The sequence below is a fragment of the Paenibacillus sp. FSL R5-0527 genome, assembly GCF_038008055.1.
Taxonomy (GTDB): domain Bacteria; phylum Bacillota; class Bacilli; order Paenibacillales; family Paenibacillaceae; genus Fontibacillus; species Fontibacillus macerans.
The window spans coordinates 480,288-497,481 of sequence record NZ_JBBOYI010000001.1; the positions used below are offsets into that span (position 1 = coordinate 480,288).

Annotated in this window: 15 protein-coding genes; 7 read left to right on the forward strand and 8 right to left on the reverse strand. The window is 55.0% G+C overall.

All coding sequences use genetic code 11. From position 1 onward, the window contains the following. Positions 1-69: 69 nt before the first annotated feature. The 3 genes from NYE69_RS02195 to NYE69_RS02205 form a co-directional block, all read right to left on the reverse strand. The gene (locus NYE69_RS02195) at positions 70-906 is read right to left on the reverse strand and encodes a carbohydrate ABC transporter permease (RefSeq protein WP_328273594.1); all 837 of its coding nucleotides are present in this window, start codon (positions 904-906) and stop codon (positions 70-72) included. 76 nt (positions 907-982) lie between these two features. Continuing rightward, on the reverse strand, positions 983-1,852 hold the full coding sequence (locus tag NYE69_RS02200) for a carbohydrate ABC transporter permease (RefSeq protein WP_051985166.1): 870 nt from the start codon (positions 1,850-1,852) through the stop codon (positions 983-985). A gap of 75 nt (positions 1,853-1,927) precedes the next feature. Further along, on the reverse strand, positions 1,928-3,238 hold the full coding sequence (locus NYE69_RS02205) for an ABC transporter substrate-binding protein (protein WP_164815216.1): 1,311 nt from the start codon (positions 3,236-3,238) through the stop codon (positions 1,928-1,930). Between the two features lie 213 nt (positions 3,239-3,451). Here NYE69_RS02205 and NYE69_RS02210 point away from each other — a divergent pair, with 213 nt between their 5' ends. Genes NYE69_RS02210 through NYE69_RS02225 form a run of 4 tightly spaced genes read left to right on the forward strand, consistent with a single transcriptional unit; the run spans position 3,452 to position 10,110 of the window. Then, positions 3,452-4,990, forward strand: coding sequence for a glycoside hydrolase family 31 protein (locus tag NYE69_RS02210; protein ID WP_036618407.1), 1,539 nt, complete (start codon positions 3,452-3,454; stop codon positions 4,988-4,990). A 27-nt stretch (positions 4,991-5,017) separates the two neighbouring features. Then, the gene (locus NYE69_RS02215; protein ID WP_328272326.1) at positions 5,018-6,655 is read left to right on the forward strand and encodes a response regulator; all 1,638 of its coding nucleotides are present in this window, start codon (positions 5,018-5,020) and stop codon (positions 6,653-6,655) included. An 18-nt stretch (positions 6,656-6,673) separates the two neighbouring features. Beyond that, entirely contained in the window at positions 6,674-8,404 is a 1,731-nt protein-coding gene (locus tag NYE69_RS02220) for a sensor histidine kinase (RefSeq protein WP_340923431.1), read from the forward strand. Then, on the forward strand, positions 8,401-10,110 hold the full coding sequence (locus tag NYE69_RS02225) for an extracellular solute-binding protein (protein WP_340923435.1): 1,710 nt from the start codon (positions 8,401-8,403) through the stop codon (positions 10,108-10,110). Before NYE69_RS02220 ends, NYE69_RS02225 begins: the two co-directional genes overlap by 4 nt. Positions 10,111-10,277: 167 nt before the next feature. Here the strand turns inward: NYE69_RS02225 and NYE69_RS02230 are convergent, their stop codons facing one another. The 3 genes from NYE69_RS02230 to NYE69_RS02240 all read right to left on the reverse strand — a co-directional run bounded on the left by NYE69_RS02230 (position 10,278) and on the right by NYE69_RS02240 (position 12,684). After that, on the reverse strand, positions 10,278-11,663 hold the full coding sequence (locus NYE69_RS02230; protein WP_036618402.1) for an MATE family efflux transporter: 1,386 nt from the start codon (positions 11,661-11,663) through the stop codon (positions 10,278-10,280). A gap of 146 nt (positions 11,664-11,809) precedes the next feature. Next, positions 11,810-12,394: an MmyB family transcriptional regulator gene (locus tag NYE69_RS02235; protein ID WP_340923439.1), complete on the reverse strand. Its 585-nt coding sequence runs from the start codon at positions 12,392-12,394 to the stop codon at positions 11,810-11,812. Continuing rightward, complete coding sequence (locus tag NYE69_RS02240) at positions 12,391-12,684, reverse strand: helix-turn-helix domain-containing protein (RefSeq protein ID WP_340923442.1); 294 nt, start codon at positions 12,682-12,684, stop codon at positions 12,391-12,393. Before NYE69_RS02240 ends, NYE69_RS02235 begins: the two co-directional genes overlap by 4 nt. Before the next feature lie 292 nt (positions 12,685-12,976). Here NYE69_RS02240 and NYE69_RS02245 point away from each other — a divergent pair, with 292 nt between their 5' ends. After that, a complete protein-coding gene (locus tag NYE69_RS02245; RefSeq protein ID WP_036618400.1) occupies positions 12,977-13,279 on the forward strand; it encodes a Dabb family protein in 303 nt (100 codons plus the stop codon). A 277-nt stretch (positions 13,280-13,556) separates the two neighbouring features. Here NYE69_RS02245 and NYE69_RS02250 read toward each other — a convergent pair whose 3' ends face one another. After that, entirely contained in the window at positions 13,557-13,814 is a 258-nt protein-coding gene (locus NYE69_RS02250) for an SDR family oxidoreductase (protein WP_240534071.1), read from the reverse strand. A 195-nt stretch (positions 13,815-14,009) separates the two neighbouring features. Between NYE69_RS02250 and NYE69_RS02255 the strand changes: the two genes are divergently transcribed. Further along, entirely contained in the window at positions 14,010-14,828 is an 819-nt protein-coding gene (locus tag NYE69_RS02255; protein ID WP_036618395.1) for a helix-turn-helix transcriptional regulator, read from the forward strand. Between the two features lie 175 nt (positions 14,829-15,003). Here NYE69_RS02255 and NYE69_RS02260 read toward each other — a convergent pair whose 3' ends face one another. Further along, positions 15,004-15,690, reverse strand: coding sequence for a TetR/AcrR family transcriptional regulator (locus NYE69_RS02260; RefSeq protein ID WP_328271427.1), 687 nt, complete (start codon positions 15,688-15,690; stop codon positions 15,004-15,006). Positions 15,691-15,827: 137 nt separating this feature from the next. Between NYE69_RS02260 and NYE69_RS02265 the strand changes: the two genes are divergently transcribed. Further along, on the forward strand, positions 15,828-17,180 hold the full coding sequence (locus NYE69_RS02265) for an MATE family efflux transporter (protein WP_328271429.1): 1,353 nt from the start codon (positions 15,828-15,830) through the stop codon (positions 17,178-17,180). The last annotated feature ends 14 nt before the right edge of the window (positions 17,181-17,194 follow it).

Below are 17,194 nucleotides of genomic sequence, written 5' to 3' on the forward strand. Positions count from 1 at the left end.
TGACTGTTGAAGCTAGCGGCGAGACCGCTCGCCGCCCTTGCTCCTCACCTCCTCTCCGGCGCGTCTCGGTCAGCCCTTGCTAGCGCTGAAGGCGACGCCCTCGATGAACCGCCGCTGGAACATGAAAAACAGGACGAGCATCGGAATCACGGCCATGAACGCGCCGGCCATCAATACCGGATAATCTGTGCCGAACATGGAGACAAGCGTGGCGAGGCCTGCCGACAGCGTCAGCTTCTCCGGCGAGCTGTTGATGATGAGCGGCCACTGCAACTCATTCCACGACCAGAGCAGTTGGATGATGACGACCGCGACAAGCGCCGACTTGACGAGCGGCAGCATGATACGGCTGAAGATCTGGAACGGATTGCACCCGTCCAACACCGCCGCTTCCTCCAACTCCTTGGGGATGCCCAGGAAAAATTGCCGCAGCAAAAAGGTGGCGAACGGGCTGACGAGTGAAGCGATCCAGAGCGCGGTCACCGTATTCACCAGTCCGAGCTTGCTCATCATCAAGTATTGCGGCGTATAGAACACTGGGTTCGGAATCATCATGACCGAGATAATCAGAAAAAAACACAGCCCACTGCCCGGAAAGCGAATGCGCGCAAACGCGAAGGCCGCCATCGCGCTGAAGATGACAGGGAACACCGTCTTCATAAACGCCGAGATCAGCGTGTTCGCATAGTAATGCATGAAAGGCGACTGTCTAAGCGCGTCCGTATAGCCTCGCAGGCTCGGTTCGGCAGGGAATAGGGTGATCGGAATCTGAGTTGCTTCCGTCGTCGTTTTAAGCGACGTAAGGATCATCCACAGGAACGGGAGCACCATGACGACGGACCCCGCGATTAGAATCAGATGAATGACAAGGTTGCTTCTACGCTTGGCAGAGACATCTCTACTCATTTTTGCACCTCCTTAAAGTTTTGTGAGCAAGGTTTCCTTGGTATGACATGTACAAAACTTGCTTCGGAAGCATTGGCTAGTCATAAATCACCCATTTTTTTTGCAGCAGGAATTGAATACCCGTCAAAATCAGGTTAATCAGCAGCAGGATGTTGACGATGGCCGCTCCATAGTTCTGGTCGTAGTAGATGAACGTATTCTGGTAATAAGCGTATACGAGTGAGCGCACGGCGGGAAGCGCAACGTTCGTCTTGCCGATGATCAGATAGATGCTGTCGAAGATTTGCGTGGCGCCGATCACGAGCACGATGGACGTGAAAAACAGCGTCGGAGTAAGCAGCGGCAGCGTGATGGAGCGGAACTTGCGGAAGCCGACGGCCCCGTCGATCTCGGCCGCCTCGTACAGAGGACGCGGAATCCCTTGAAGCCCGGCAAGGATCAGCAGCATGTTGAAGCCGATCGAACCCCATACGCCGACCATAACAAGGGCATACATGGCGAACCGCTTGTCCGAGATCCACGCGATATGGGTGCCGAGCACGGAATTCAGCAGTCCGTAATCCTGCGCGAATATAATGACCCACACCATGGCGGATGCGGCCGCCATCGTGACTTGCGGCAGAAAATAAATGACCCGATAGGCGGACCGGCCCTTAATCTTGGCGTTCAGCAACACGGCGAAAAACGTGGAAAGCACAATCGTCGCAGGCACGAACAACGCGGCATAAACCATCGTATTGCGGAGATTTTGCCAGAACTCTCCGTCATTAAACAATCTCTCGTAGTTGGCCCAGCCGACCCAATGGTTTACGAGGCCGAAGTTTTCGGACTTCAGGAAGCCCAGGTAGATGGAGTAGACGGCCGGCCAGAACCAGAACACCAACGTCCCGATCAACGTCGGAGCGATCATCGTATAAGCCCATGCGTACCTGCTTTTCGAATTCATTGCCCTCACCTCATATTTGCCAAAGGCGTCCCGGATACCGGAACGCCTTTGGCGATTTTGCCCGGCCTGCGGCGCTTACTTGGCGTCCGCGATCGCCTGGTTCATCATGTCCGCCACTTTCTTGGCGCCTTCCTCGATCGAGATCGCACCGCCCCATGCCTGGGACATGATCTCCGACTCTTTTGCAAACCAGACCGGATACGACTTCGAGCCGCTCGGGTACGGCGTCGCGTCCGCCGCCTGGTCGATGAACACCTGCAGGTTCAGGTCCGGTTTGCTCTTCACCCAGGCGTCCTGCGTGTCCTTGAACGCCGGGATCGCCGCGCCCATTCGGGCCGTGATTTCGGCCGCCTCCTTCGAGCCGAGGAACTTCAGGAACTGCCACGACTCCTCTTTGTGCTTGCCTTTCGCGGACATCACGTTGCCGAGTCCGTTGATGATGTTGCCGCGCCCCGCCTTGCCCTTCGGCAGCGGCGCCCAATCGTACTTGTCCTTGATGATGTCGCTGCTGGCCAGGTTGCCGTTATCCCAGGAACCGTCGAAAATCATCGCAAGCTTGCCCGATTTGAACATCTCGACCGAATCCGTGTCGGTCATCTGCTGGTGCGTCGGTGAAGCCTTGTCGAGAATCATCCGGTAGCGGGCCTTCAGCGCCTCGATCGAGGCCGGCTCATCGTAGCCGGACTTGGTCATGTCTTCATTTAAAATGCGGCCGCCGTTCGCCAGCATGTCGTTCCAGTAGCCGGCCTGAGTGTCCATCTTGGCGCCGAAGCCGTAAATGCCCTTGTCCGGCTGGCTGAGCTGCCCCGCGACCTCCGCCAGCTTGGCGTAGTCCCACGTATCGTCCGGATACGGAATGCCCGCCTGGTCGAACAGTTCCTTGTTGTAGGCGAGGCCGATCGTGTCAAAGTCCTTCGGAACGCCGTAGTTTTCCCCGTCCAGCGTATAGATCGAACCTAGTCCCGACGCGTAGTTGTTCAGATCGATCTCGCCGGCCTGCACCTTGTCCGTGATCGGCTCGAGGAACCGGCCGGCCGCGTACTTGTTGAACTGGCCGGCGTGCATCCAGAACACATCGGGCAGCGTGCCCGCCTGCGCGGCAGCGGACATCTTCGTCCAATACTCGCCCCATGGAATGGCGTCGACCTTGACCTCAATGTTCGGGTGCTGCTCGGTGAACGCCCTGGCGATCGCCTCCATCGCCGGCTGCTGGTTTTTGTCCCAGATCGTGTAGGAGATCGTCACGTTCTTTTGGGCGCCGCCGCCGGCAGACGCGCTGCCTGCAGCCTTGTCTCCATCGTTCGAATTGCCGCAGCCGGCCAGCGCCAGCGATGAGACAAGCAGCGCACCGGCGACCGCGGCCGCCAATTTTTTTCTCATATTCATCGTGATACCCCCTCGGCTATTTTTTGACGCTCTCATTATAAGTCACGCCAGATCCGAGTTTGAATGCCCCGATTTTAAGATTCAAGCCCCATTCTTAAGATCCCCTTCCCAGTCGAGAACGTTGTCTGCATAATAAAATCAGAATCAAAATCAGACGATTTTGGGTGTACACTCCGCAAGGTTGGACCCGCTATCGAAAAGGAGAACTCTGCCATGACCAATATCTCAATCGCCCGGCTGCCCGGCGAATACTGGTGGGGCGGCGCGATTAACGAAGGCAGCGCCATGCCGTTCGGACGGACGGCCCATACGCGGGATTTGCGTGTGACGGACGACAACCAGGCCTCGCCGTTGCTGCTCTCCAGCAAGGGCCGGTACATTTGGAGCGAGGAGCCGTTCGCTTTCCGCGTGGATGAGAACGGGCTGTCCGTCTTTGACAGCGCCGGCGAAGTCGTCGTCGAAGAAGGGCATAACTCACTGCAGGGGGCCTATCGCCATGCCGCCCGCAGGCACTTCCCGCCGTCCGGGCTGCTCCCCGACGCGCTCGCGTTTACGGCCCCGCAGTACTGCACCTGGATCGAGATGTTCTATGCGCCCGCACAGGACAAGATCCTCCGCTACGCCGAGGCGATCCTAGCGAACGGACTGCCGCCCGGCATCCTCATCATCGACGACAACTGGATGAAGGACTATGGTATGTGGGACTTTGACAAGCACCGCTTCCCCGATCCCCGGGCGATGATCGATACGCTGCACGGCATGGGCTTCAAGGTGATGCTCTGGATGTGCCCGTACGTGAGCGCGGACTGCACGCTGTTCAAGGAATTGCACGGCGGCGATCTGCTCATGAAGGGCGCGGACGGCGCGCCCGTGCTCCGGCATTGGTGGAACGGCTACAGCGCCGTCGTGGACTATACGAAGGAGGAGGGCGCGGCTTGGTTCAGGCGGCAGATGGACCGGCTGATCGCGGATTACGGCGTCGACGGCTTCAAGCTCGACGCCGGCGAGCCGATCCTGCCGGGGGGGAAGGATACGACGCAGCTTGTCGCCTGGACACGCCCGCTGCGCCTGCTCGAGGATTGCGAAGCCTATGCCGCCCTCGGGGTCGGCTACCCGCTCATCGAACTGCGCATGTGCTGGAAGCTCGGCGGGCAGGGACTGATCCAGCGTCAGCGGGACAAGAAACATACGTGGGACGACGACGGGCTCGGCGGCCTCATCCCGAACGCGATCGCACAGGGGCTGCTTGGCTATGCCTTCAACTGCCCGGACATGATCGGCGGCGGCATGGACGGCGACATCAACTCCCCGGACTTCCGCTTCGACAGCGAGCTGTTCGTCCGGTACACCCAGTGCGCCGCGCTGTTCCCCGTCATGCAGTTTTCCATGGCGCCCTGGCGCGTACTGCGCGGCGACGAACTAACCTGGTGCCTGAACGCCGTGCGGCTTAGATCCGAGCTTGGCTCCGAGCTGCTCGCGCTCGCCCGCCAGGCCGCGAAAGACGGTCTGCCGATGCTGCGCAGCCTGGAGTTCGAATATCCCGGCCGCGGCTACGCGCTTGTACAGGATCAGTTTCTGCTCGGCTCGAACTTGCTGGTCGCACCGGTCGTCGCAAAAGGACAAACGTCGCGGCGCGTCGTCTTCCCCGAGGGCCGATGGCAGGGGGATGACGGGAGCGTCGTCAGCGGCCCGGCCGAGCTGGAAGTCGCGGCTCCCCTCTCGCGTTTGCCCTGGTATCGCAAAATTCAATAGATTGTCAACCGATCGGGGGAGTCAACCATGTATGAGCTGCTAATCGTCGATGATCATACTCACCTTGTGGATAGTCTCGAACGCAACATGCCTTGGGAAGCGCTCGGCATCGGCAAGGTTCACAAGGCTTTCTCCGGCGAGGAAGCACTTGAATTTTGCAAAAGCTATCCCGTCGATATTATCATTACCGACATTCGCATGCCCGGCATCTCCGGACTCGAGCTGATCGGGCATATCAAAAAATACGACAAGCACTTCAAAAGCATCCTGCTGTCCGGCTACGGTGAATGGGACTACGCGCAGGAGGCGATCAGACATCAGGTGGACGGCTACCTGCTCAAGCCGGTCGACCATGGGGAGCTGGCCGGCATGCTGCGCCGGCTGACGGAAGCCCTTCGCCTCGAATGGGACGAGCGGGGCAAGCAGGAGAAGGCCGTAAACATGCTGCGCCAGCATATGCCGTTGTTCCGAGAGAAGCTGCTCATGGATCTGCTGCAAGGGCGGAGGCTCCTCCCCGAGCTGCTTGAGGAGAAGCTGGCTTATTATCAGCTACCGTTCCGCCCAAACGACGAGACGGCGATGTGCCTCCTCCGCATCGAATCGTCCGCGGAAGAACTGAAATGGCAGGACCAATCGCTGCTCGCCTCGGCCGTCGTCAATATCGCAGAGGAGACGTTCTCGGATTTGTTCCACGTCTGGCACGGGCGTGATCCGTTCGAGCATGAAGTCTTCATCCTCAAGGCCCGGGATGAGTCCTGGTTTAAGCGAGAGACGCATCCGGAGCGGGCCCGACAACAGTCGCTGGAGCATTTGGCGTCCAGGCTGCAGCACCGCGTCAGGCACTTTCTCAAAATCAGCATCTCGATCGTCGTGAGCCATTGGCAGATGATGACGGACGGCCTGCGCGGGACGTACCAGGCCTCGCTGGCTGTATTCGCCCGTCATCTCGGCGGCGAAACGGATCTGTACATCCGCCTGCAGGACGCCGCCGTGCCCGAGATGCCCTACCGCGTCTACAGCCTGTACGAGTCGCCCACGCTCATCCAACTGTTCGAGATCAGCCAGTGGGAGGCGATTTCCGCCAAGTGGGACGTTATCTTCCAGGAGGTGACGGACAAGCGGATGGAGTCGTGGGAGACGCTGCTTGAGCTTTATTATCACGCGATGGGCGCCTTCAGCTTTTTTGCCCACAAAAACGGGCTCAGCCTGCATGATATCATCCCGCCCGAGCCGGACAAGGCCGGCGACGCGAGCCGCTTTCGCCATATGCGCCAGCTGCAGGACTGGATCGCCCACACGCTTAAGCGGTTCCAGGATATGACCAAAAGCGAATGGGACAACGAGCAGGCGGCGCTCATCCGCAAGGTTCAGCAATACATCCAAGACCGGCTGGCGGATGCCACGCTGCAGACGGCGGCGGATCACGTTGGCCTGCATCCGGCATACCTGTCGGCCCTGTTCAAGAGCAAAACAACCGAGAATTTCAGCGAATATTTATACAGGGTGCGCATGCAGCGAGCACGAGAAATGCTTATCGAGCAACCCGTGCTCAAGGTGGGCGACATCGCGGAGGCGATCGGCTACCACAAGCCGCAATACTTTATCAAGCTGTTCAAGGAACATTACGGACTGACGCCGCAAGACTTCCGCCATAAATCCACCTGACCGAACGGAGACGCTGACATGAGGCTTACGATTTTTACGAAAATTGTGCTCGTCATCTTCCTGCTGCTCGTCTCGACCCTGTTGCTATACTATCTGACCAACCGCTCCAGCGTGCGGCTCATCAAGCAGGAAATTCAACGCGTGAAGCTGAACGAGCTCACCTTCCTGGCCGGCGACATCGACAACAATCTGTCCAAAATATCGTCCTTCAGCGATTTTCTCGTGCTCGACAAGGATGTTCGGCTGCTCGCGACTCCTTCCTTTCTGGAAGGGGACTTCGAGCTGAACAAACTGAAGCTGCGGGTGTCGGACAAACTGAACCTGTTGCACGCCCTGAACAACTGGAACGCCGAATTCACCGTGATCTACGCGGAGGACAGCTCCGCTTTCTCCTCGCTGTCCTCGCCGCCTACGCTGAGCGGCCTGTACCTGGAGACACACTTCCGCCCATTCTGGCAATATGAGCAGACGGACAGCGGTGCGTATTTGACGTATTATCTGGCGCATCCGTATACGTTCCGCTTCGATCCGGACGAGGTGTCCTATGTCGTCAGGGCCAGGATCGACACCAAAAACGTGCTCGACTACTTGGACCGCGCCAAGGGGACGAACGACAACGGCCCTATCTTGTTCTCGGCGGCCGGGGACGTGCTGGCCAGCGATACGGATCAGCTCCCGTTCATCCGCGAGCTGATCCGGCGGCTTCAAGCCGGAAAGGAGGCGAGCGGCAACCGGCTTATCAAAATGAACGGTGAACAGTACCTCGTCAATTTCTCCGCGCTGGGCAACTTTAAGGATTGGTATGTCGCGGACTATACGCCGATAGGCGAGGTGCTGGGTCCGATCTACGCCAACCAGCGCCTCTACTATTTCTCCAGCGTCTTCCTGCTGCTGTTCAGCATCCTGCTCGCCCTGCTGCTTTACCGGGACGTGCAGATCCCGATCCGCAAGCTGATCTGGGGCGTCAGGAAGATCACATCCGGCCAGTACACGATCACGCTGCGCCAGGAGAGCAACGACGAATTCGCCTATTTGTTCGAGCGCTTCAATGAGATGTCCCAAGAAATCAAGGAATTGATCGAAAAAGTGTACATGGAGCAAATCCGCTCCAAGGAGGCGAAGCTGCGGCAGCTTCACTCCCAGATCCAGCCGCACTTCCTGTACAACTCGCTCGCGTTCATCAAGAGCATGGCCGAGCTCGACGAAAAGCAGGCCGTCATTGATATGTCCATGAACTTGAGCCGCTATTTCCGGCAGTCCGTCAAGTTTGAGAATACGTTCACGACGCTGCGGGAGGAACTCGAGCTTGTCCGGTTGTACCTGACGATCCAGAGCCTGCAGATGGACCGCTTCGTCTTCGCCATCGACGTCGAGGAGCGGCTGCTCGATCTGCAGGTGCCGCGGCTGCTGCTGCAGCCGCTCGCGGAAAACGCCATCCTGCACGGCATCGAGCCGCTGCGCAAGGTCGGGGACATTCGGATCGCCGGCCATGCCGACGGAGAATACTGCGTGCTGAGCGTGGCGGACAACGGCCGCGGCGTCGAGCCCGGCCGGCTCGCCGCGCTCCAGGGCGCGATCCGCTATGGCGCGGACGCAAATACCGCGTGGGCGCTGCAAAATGTGTACGAGCGGATGTGCGCGCTCTTCGGCCCAAGCGCCCATATGGATCTGGCGAACGGAGAACTGGGCGGACTCAAGGTGACGATGCGGTGGAAAATCGTGCGCGAACAGGGGGGAACGGAGCCATGAAAGGCTGGAAATGGCTAAAGCAGACGGGGCTGTTCGGCCTCGCGGTCGTCTTTTTCGTCGTCGTCATGACATTTTCCTTTATCTATTGGGAGGATCAGACGGGACGCCCCGGCCTGCCAAAAGCGGGGTCCCCGTCCATACAGCCCCCATTGTTCGTCGGGGGAAAATACGAGCCTCCCGCCGTCCTGACGACCGTTGGGCATCTGTACCCGGACATCGAGTTCAAAAACGGCGAGGATCTGCAGAACAACATACTGAACCGGCTGTTCGAGGACAAGCTCGGCATCAAGGTGAATTACCTGTGGACAACGACCGGGGACGAGGATGTCTACATCAACAAGTTGAACACCTCGATTGCGACCGGACAGCCGCTCCCCGACATCGTCTCGTTCAAAGGCGGACAAAATCTGTATCCGCTGCTGCGCTCCGGCGCCTTCCGCGACGTCGGACCGCTGTTCGAGCAGTACGCATCGCCCAAGTGGAAGGCGGCCATGGCGCAGGCGCCCGAGGCGTGGGACCGTTATACGATCAACGGCAAAAAGATGGCGTTGCCGATCCTCGACGGCAAGATGAACTCGAACGAGGTATTGTACATCCGCCAGGATTGGCTCGACAAGCTTGGCCTGAAGGCGCCCTCTACCCTCGATGAGATGGAGTCTGTCTTGGATGCGTTTGTCCATCGGGATCCGGACGGCAATGGTATGGACGACACCTACGGGCTCAGCATCAGCCTGAAAAATTCATTTTTTACCTGGATGTCGGACGCGGGCTTCGTGTTTGGGGCTTACGGGGAGATGCCGGACATCTGGAGGGTAGGCCCGGACGGGAAGCTGTCATACGGCTCGGTACAGCCAAACATCCGGCAGGGACTGATGACGCTGAAGCGCTGGATGGAGCGGGGCTACGTGCCGAAGGATGCCGAAATCCTGGACGAGGTCCAGGCAACGGAGTTATGGAAGCAGGGCAAGACCGGCATGATCGTGGCACCGCTGTGGGCGGCCGGCTGGCCGCTCGGGGACGTAACCGCGAGCGTACCGGATGCCAGGTTCGACGCTTACCCGATCCCCGTCGGGCCGGGCGGACTGTCCGGTACGCGCGGCACGCCTCCGGAATACGGCGCGATCGCCATCAACGCGGACATGGCGAATCCCGAGATTTTTTTCACCTATATGAACTTTGTCTACGACAATTTCATCGATCCGCCTGCCGGCTCACCGTATCGCTGGGGCATCGCTGAGGGCTATGACTACGGCTATTCGGGGGGAAAGGTGACATTTCGGAAGAGCCAGGTACCGGGCGGTCTGGCGGACCCCCAGAAGTATCTGCTGAGCCTGTCGCTCCCCTCGGTTCCGAACCTGCTCAGTGAATCGATCGCCCGCATCAACAGCGGAGCGTCCGACCTGACGCCTTACGACATCAAAAACAAGCTGCTGCGAACGCCGCAGGAACTGAAGGGTTGGAAAATCGCCCTGAGCAATCCCGACATCTACAAGACGGACGCCTTCACCGGCGCGCCGACGCCGACGATGGAAAAAAACGGCGACGCCTTGGATGAGTTGCTCCACGACGCCATGCTCAAGATCGTCTACGGCCAGGAGCCGCTGCCCTACTTCGATCGCGTCGTCGCCAGATGGCACGCGCTGGGCGGCGACAAGATGACCGACGAGGTGAACGAATGGTACGCCTCGTCAGGGAAGACGCGCTGAGCGTGACCGCTTATGGTATGCATTCCTCTTCTCCTCCCCTCTCTACCTGCGCTTCTCCTTCTACCGTTTCCGAAATTTTATAAATATAAGGTAAAAAAAAGCAGCTGATCATTTCTGATTAGCTGCTGCCGTGACTTATTTCATTATCTTTTACTCTCCATAATATCTCACGCCCCCATGCCGTTTTCCGGAACGGAGACAGGCTTCACGAGCGCTTTCTTCTCCCAGGCCCGGCTTCTCCAGCGAAGCAGCATGATGACCCCGCGCAGCCATTCGTCCACCACAAAAGCAATCCAGATGCCAAGCAGCCCCATCCCGAAGTGAACGCCCAACGCATAAGCAAGCGGCACTGAGACGCCCCACATCGAGAGCACGCCCATCAAGACGGGAAACCGCGCATCCCCGGCGGCGCGCAGCGAATTGATGATGACCATGTTGAAGGTCCGGCCGGGTTCGAGTACGATGGAAAGCAAAAAAATACTCGCTCCGGCGGCAATGATCTCGGGGTCCTTCGTGAACATGCCGATCAGCCCATGCCGAAATATCGCTGCCGCACTGACGATAGCTAAAGTTAATACAAAGCTGATCCGCACGCTTTTCATGAGCCGCTTGTAGGCTGCATTCATTTCCCCCGCACCGACCATTTGACCGACAATGATTTCCGTACCCGCTCCGATCGCCATCGCTAGCGCCATAAAATAGTTTGATACGTTCATGACGTAAACATGGGTGTTTAGCGCCGTAATGCCGATCATATTGACAAAACTGATAATCATCAGGTACTGCGACTGCCAGGAAAGATGCTCACCCGCGGCAGGCAAGCCGACGCTCAAAATCTGTTTCAAGTAGGAACCGTTCCAGGTAATATAGTCCTTTCCGCGAATCGGTGCAGGAACCCGCCGATACAAAATGATAAAAAGAACGACGATGCCGAGCAAACGGCTAACGACCGTTGATATAGCCGCCCCCGTCACACCCCACTCCGGAAAGCCCAGGTTCCCGAAAATGAGCAAATAATTTCCTGTCACATGAATGATATTAACGCCTAAAGTTACGAACATAACACTTTTGGTGTGTCCGCTCGAACGGATGACCGACGACACCGCGTAAGAGAGCGCCTCAATCCACATAAAACCGCCGATGATTTTTAAATAATGGCTTGCGATTCCGATTTGTTCGGGATCTAATTTCAACAGATGCAGAAGAGGCTCCCCATAAAAAACGAGAACCAAGCTGACGAGAATCCCGAAAACCAGGTTCATCGTAATGGCGAGCGCCGAGATGCGGCTTGCCTCTTTCTCCCGCCCGGCGCCGATATACTGGGAGACCGCAACGCTGGTGCCGATGCCGACAAAGCCGAACATCAGAATGCAGAAGTAGATAATCTCGTTGGCTAAACCTACTGCCCCGGTCGCCTTATCGGAGATGCGGCTTAACATAAACACGTCCACCGTGCCCAGCAGCATCCGCAGTACGGAATCGACGAAAATGGGCCAAGTCACGGCAAAAAGACTAAGTTTCTTCCATGATGGAACACGATCTGCTAATGTCACGTTTTACAAGCTCCTACTGTATCTATTCTTTGCAACCTTCCCTAGTGTAGCGCCCGATAGGCCAATACGTCTATGGTGTATTTTATAATTTCATGACTATCTTTGTTCAACAATCGTTCCTTGTTTATGTAAAATCAAGTCGGGCTTCACAATTGATCTCGGGTGACAGCATAAAGGGGAAAAATGCTCTGATAATCGCTTACCAGCCGCTGCATTTTTTCCACCGTGCCGTCTTGATGGGGGACATGGATGGAAACCGTCAGGTTTGAATCGTCCAAATACTGAAACGAAACAAGATCAAAATTCAAGGTCCCGAGATTCGGACACTGCAGCGCCTTGGGTGCATCGATGGCATCGAGAACCTCATGGGAGTCCCAAAATTCCCGAAATTCGCTGCTAACTTGGCACAGCGCCTCGAACTGTTCAGACCACCAAGGGTCGTCAACGTGACGTGCATACCCGGCATGGAATTTTGCGGCAATCCGCCGCGCATGCAGTTCCCATTGGTCCCCCTTGATGTAGCGGAAGCGGGGTGATGTAAACGTCATCCAGACAAAATTCCGCTCCCTTTCAGACATCGCCGTGAGATCCCCGTTCAACGCGCAATAGGCTGCATTCCAGGCAATAATGTTCATTCGCGCATCCATGACATTCGACGGGGACAGGTTTTGGCTGTCCAAAAAATGCTGAAGCGCAGGTGTTACCTTAGAGGGTTTCTCGGTTTCGATCAAGGGGAACTCTTTAGATGAAACAAGTGCCTGCGTTCCGACTCATCCAACTGAAGCGCTCCCGCTATTCGATCGAGGACCTCGGCGGATACGTTGATATGACGCCCTTGTTCCAGGTAGGTATACCAATCCAATCCTACATCCGCCAACAGAGCGACCTCGCTGCGGCGAAGCCCGGGTGTACGGCGTCTGCGTCCGGACTCCGGCAATCCTGCTTGATTAGGGGTTATTCGTTCCCGGCGCGTGCGCAAAAAACGGGACAACTCCTCGTAACGATCCAATCTGCCCGCCATGATCTCCATGCCTCCTATTCATTGATGAACGTAGGATTCGCGATCCTACGATAACCAGATCTCTTCCTAGCCTCGTTAGGTCCATATACACTAGTCTATGTTCTCCTTAGGGAGAATAGCAAGAATCGGCCTGGTTCATGAAAAGATCAATGATCAGGGCGAGCTGACGGACGAACCTGCCATAAAGCACCTTGATCTTGTAGGCGAAAATTTCGTGAAATGGATGGAGATACCATCCAGATTGAAGCAGCTGCAAAGCGAAATATAATCAGGAACCTTGGAGGAAAAAAAGATGTTCGAGCATATTGTACTATTGAAACTCAAGTCCAATGTTTCCATTGACCAGCAGGAGGATGCGGTGAAGCGCGTGCATGCCTTTAGGGGGAATATCCCGGGTATTGTCGATCTGAGCGCCGGGGTTAACGTTACGGAGGAAACAGGGCACATGCAGGGCTTTTCGCTGGGGATCAGAGTCACTTTTGAGAATCAGCAAGCTTGCCGCGATTATATTCAGCATCCCCTGCATCAAAATTTTTTGCAATCCATTGGCCCATTTGCCGAAGGGATCGTAGTCATGGATTACCCGATTGCTTAATGTCGCCCCTGCTTACGATATAGTTTACCGCGTTGCCTGTAACGGCAAGTTTTAGGGCCATCCTCTTGCAGGATGGCCTTTTCTCAGGAAACCGGTAGGGCTGAGGTTAACCGTTATAATAATATCCGAACTTTCCGTACCCTGTGAGCGGTTAATACCAAAATTTCGCGTCATTTGGGGTAGGATGCCTAAAGCGGAGATGCTTGTTGAGGGAAAGCCTCTTCCGCTTAGGTTTTGGTGAAAGAGGCTTACGTGCACCGTTTATTCTACAAGAAACTTAAACCAGAGTAGAACCGCCGTCCACGACAACGATCTGACCGGTGGAATATTTCTCGCGCATTAAGTAGAGAAACGCCTCGGCACCATCCTCCGGTTCGCCGATTCGCCCAACCGGCAGTGATCTCGCGGCATTTTCATACATCGCGTTCCGGTGTTCTTCAGGAACGCCGTCCCATAGCTCGGTACGCATTATGCCGAAGCAAACGGCGTTGACGCGAAGCGGACTCAATTCGACGGCTTGCCATCCGGTTTCCATCAGCCGCGAACAGCTAATCCATGCGAGTTTCGGTACAGCTTGTTTAATCTCCGACTCTCCTTCACGACGGATGATAATAAGATTATAATGAGTCATAGAACCTTCAAACAGGTCTGCATTTATAGTACTGTTCCGGATACTATTGGCACGAATACTAATATAAATTCTTTCACCATATGGAGAGGTAACATCTTTATGAATGATGAAAGAAGACGTAAACAATTGGCCGACTTTCTCCGGTCACGCCGCTTGCGTCTATCCCCGAGAGAGGCGGGTTTGGCGGTTGAAACATCGCGCCGTCGCACAACGGGCTTGAGACGGGAGGAAGTGGCAAGCTTATCAGGTATTTCTTTGCCGTGGTATACTGCGCTGGAGCAAGGCCGGGACATTCATGTCTCCGAGCAAGTCTTGGAAAGCCTGGTACGAACATTACGGCTTAGCAGCGACGAACGCCACCATCTTCTTGTATTGGCCAATCATTCCTCGCTTCCTCAACCAAAAGCGGACGATTCCGTTCCTTCTTCCCTGCAGCAGATTCTGGACAGGATGGGAACCTATCCGGCCTACATTATCGACAAACGCTGGAACGTTCTCGCATGGAACCAAATATCGGGTAAGTTGTGCAAAGACATCAGTCGAGAACCGGAGCTCGGAAAAAATATGCTTTGGCGCGTCTTCGCGGTGGAGGAAAGCAAGTCTCGCATCGTGAATTGGGAGCATGTCGCCTCTGCGATGGTGGCCCATTTCAGAAGCCGGTTTGCCTTGTACATGAACGATTCGTGGTATCAAGAACTGGTCGACAAGTTATGTGACAGGAGTGAGGAGTTCCGGACGCTATGGGAACGGCATGATGTTTCCGGTACTTTGGAAGGGGAACAAATCATCCGTCTCCCCGAAGCAGGTCTGCTGACTTTCCGTTACCATACGTTTACAATCTCTGAGAGCAGCGCTTTTGCAATGAGGGTGTTCACGCCACTTGAAAACTCGGGGACCGACGAACGGTTGGAAGAATAGCTAAAGTAAGTTCATGATCCTAAACAACATTTTTTGTTGCCGCAACTTCCTACATCAAGGTCCTTGCCCTCGAAAGGCCACTCGTAGAAGAAGTGCCGAGCAATGCAAAAACCGCCCGAATCCTGACCGCGTTAGGCGGCTCGGACTTGGGCGGTTTTCATTTTGCGGTTACATTCTACTTCTCCCGCTCCTTGATCACCTGCTCAATCCCCAGCAGAATCAGCTTCAAGCCGAACTCGAACGCCCTATCGGTCCCCATCAACTTGAACAGCCCGCTTTTGAACATCCTCCGGAACAGTCCCGCTTCCGTCTCGCTCATGGAGTCCAGAAGGCGGACCATCTCCTCGCCCGGAAGCGCTTCTGCTCCATGCTCCTTAATAATCGCCGAGACATTGCGCTGATGTTCATAAGCTTCCAGAACGAAGAAGTAGACATAGTTGACAAACGTAGTAATGACTTGCATTTTCTGCTCTTGCTCAAGCGGTGTCGATTCTACGCAGAGCATCATCCGGTTGGTAAACCGGATAATGTCCGGTTCATGGGGGAGCGTCATCATCATGAGCTGCGTGGAGCAGGGATACCGGCTGAGCACGCTTCGTACCGTTCCCGCAAGCTCTGTCAACTGCTCCTTCCAGTCTCCCGCGGAGTGAAACTCCTCCAGAATGATTTTCGATACCTGATTGGCCAGACGCTGATAGAGATTCTGCTTGCTCTTGAAGTACCAGTACAGAGAGGGAGCCTGAATCCCCAGCCGGTCGGCCAGTCGTCTCATGCTGAATTTCTCGATCCCCCCCTCCCCCAGAAGCTCCCAAGAAGCTTCCAAAATCTTATCCTCCGAAATCTGAGGCTGCTGCTTTTTCATCGTTATCCGCCCTTTTATCTAACAGTGTAAGTTTATACTTTACAGGTCTATAGGTTCATGATATCATCTAACACTGTAAGGTTCAAACTAACACTGTTAGACCAGAACGAAATATATCAATGAAAGTGGTGACTCGCATGGATGCAGAAAACCTTCATTATTTTGAAAAAGCACCAATCGCTAAAGCCGTAGCTCACTTCGCTGTACCTATGATGCTGGGTACGTCAATGAGTGTCATCTATTCCATCTTGAATGCCTATTTCCTTGGTACGCTGGGCAATACTGCCGTATTAACCGCACTCGCACTTACCTTGCCTTTATTCGCGATCATCATGGCGCTGGGCAACTTGATTGGCATGGGCAGCGGTACCTTCATCTCCCGTTTGCTGGGTGAGAAAAAATATGATGATGTAAAGCATGTGTCTTCATTCGCCTTTTACAGCAGTTTAGTCCTCGGTCTTATCTTAATTGCCGTTGGCCTCCCGTTGATCGACCCAATTGTCCATGGCCTGGGGGCAACGCCTGACTCCTTTGGCTTCACGAAGGACTATGTCACAATTATGCTTATGGGTTCACCATTCGTCGTATTGTTCTTCACGCTGGAAAATATCGTTCGTTCGGAGGGTGCGGCTGTCACGTCGATGATCGGTATGATGGTGAGTGTTGTTGTGAATATTATTCTTGATGCGCTGGCCATCTTTGTTTTCCATTGGGGCATTATCGGCGTTGCGTCCGCTACGGTCATTTCTAACCTGGTCGCAAGTGCATTCTACGCCTTCCATATGGGATATAAGAGCCAATTCTTAACTGCCTCCATAAAATGGTTCAAGGCTACCAAGGACATTCTAAGCAATGTATTCAAAATCGGAGTTCCCGTCTTTATTATGAGTATCTTTTTGGGCGCAATGTCGCTGATCTTTAACCATTTTCTTGTCGAATACGGAGATCAGGCTGTAGCGGCTTACGGAATTTCATCGCGTTTATTGCAGTTTCCCGAGTTTATTCTAATGGGCTTATGCGAGGGAGTCGTACCGCTCATTGCCTTCTCTTTTACAGCAAATAAATTACGTATGAAGCACACCATTGGATTTACGATCAAAACGATTACAACATTAGCCTTCTTGTTCGGCGTCATCGTCTATCTGATTTCCGGCCACTTAATTGGTTTATTTACAAATGACCCGCAATTAATTGAAATGGGCAGCTACATTCTGCATGTGACGTTCTTATCCTTGTTCATTACAGGAATGACCACGTTGTTTACGGGGATCTTCCAAGCTACAGCGCAAGGAACCGCCGCGTTCATGATGTCCGTTATTCAGGGAATTGTTCTGATTCCTGTGTTGTTTATTGCCAATCAAATGAACGGCTTCCACGGGGTGGTCTGGTCGCTCGTCATTGCCGATGTAGTAGCGTTCCTTGTTGGAGCCATCATGCTGTATGCGCTGCGGAATAAATTGCAGCCGGATTTGGAAAGTTTAGTACAGTAGAACAGTAAATTTTG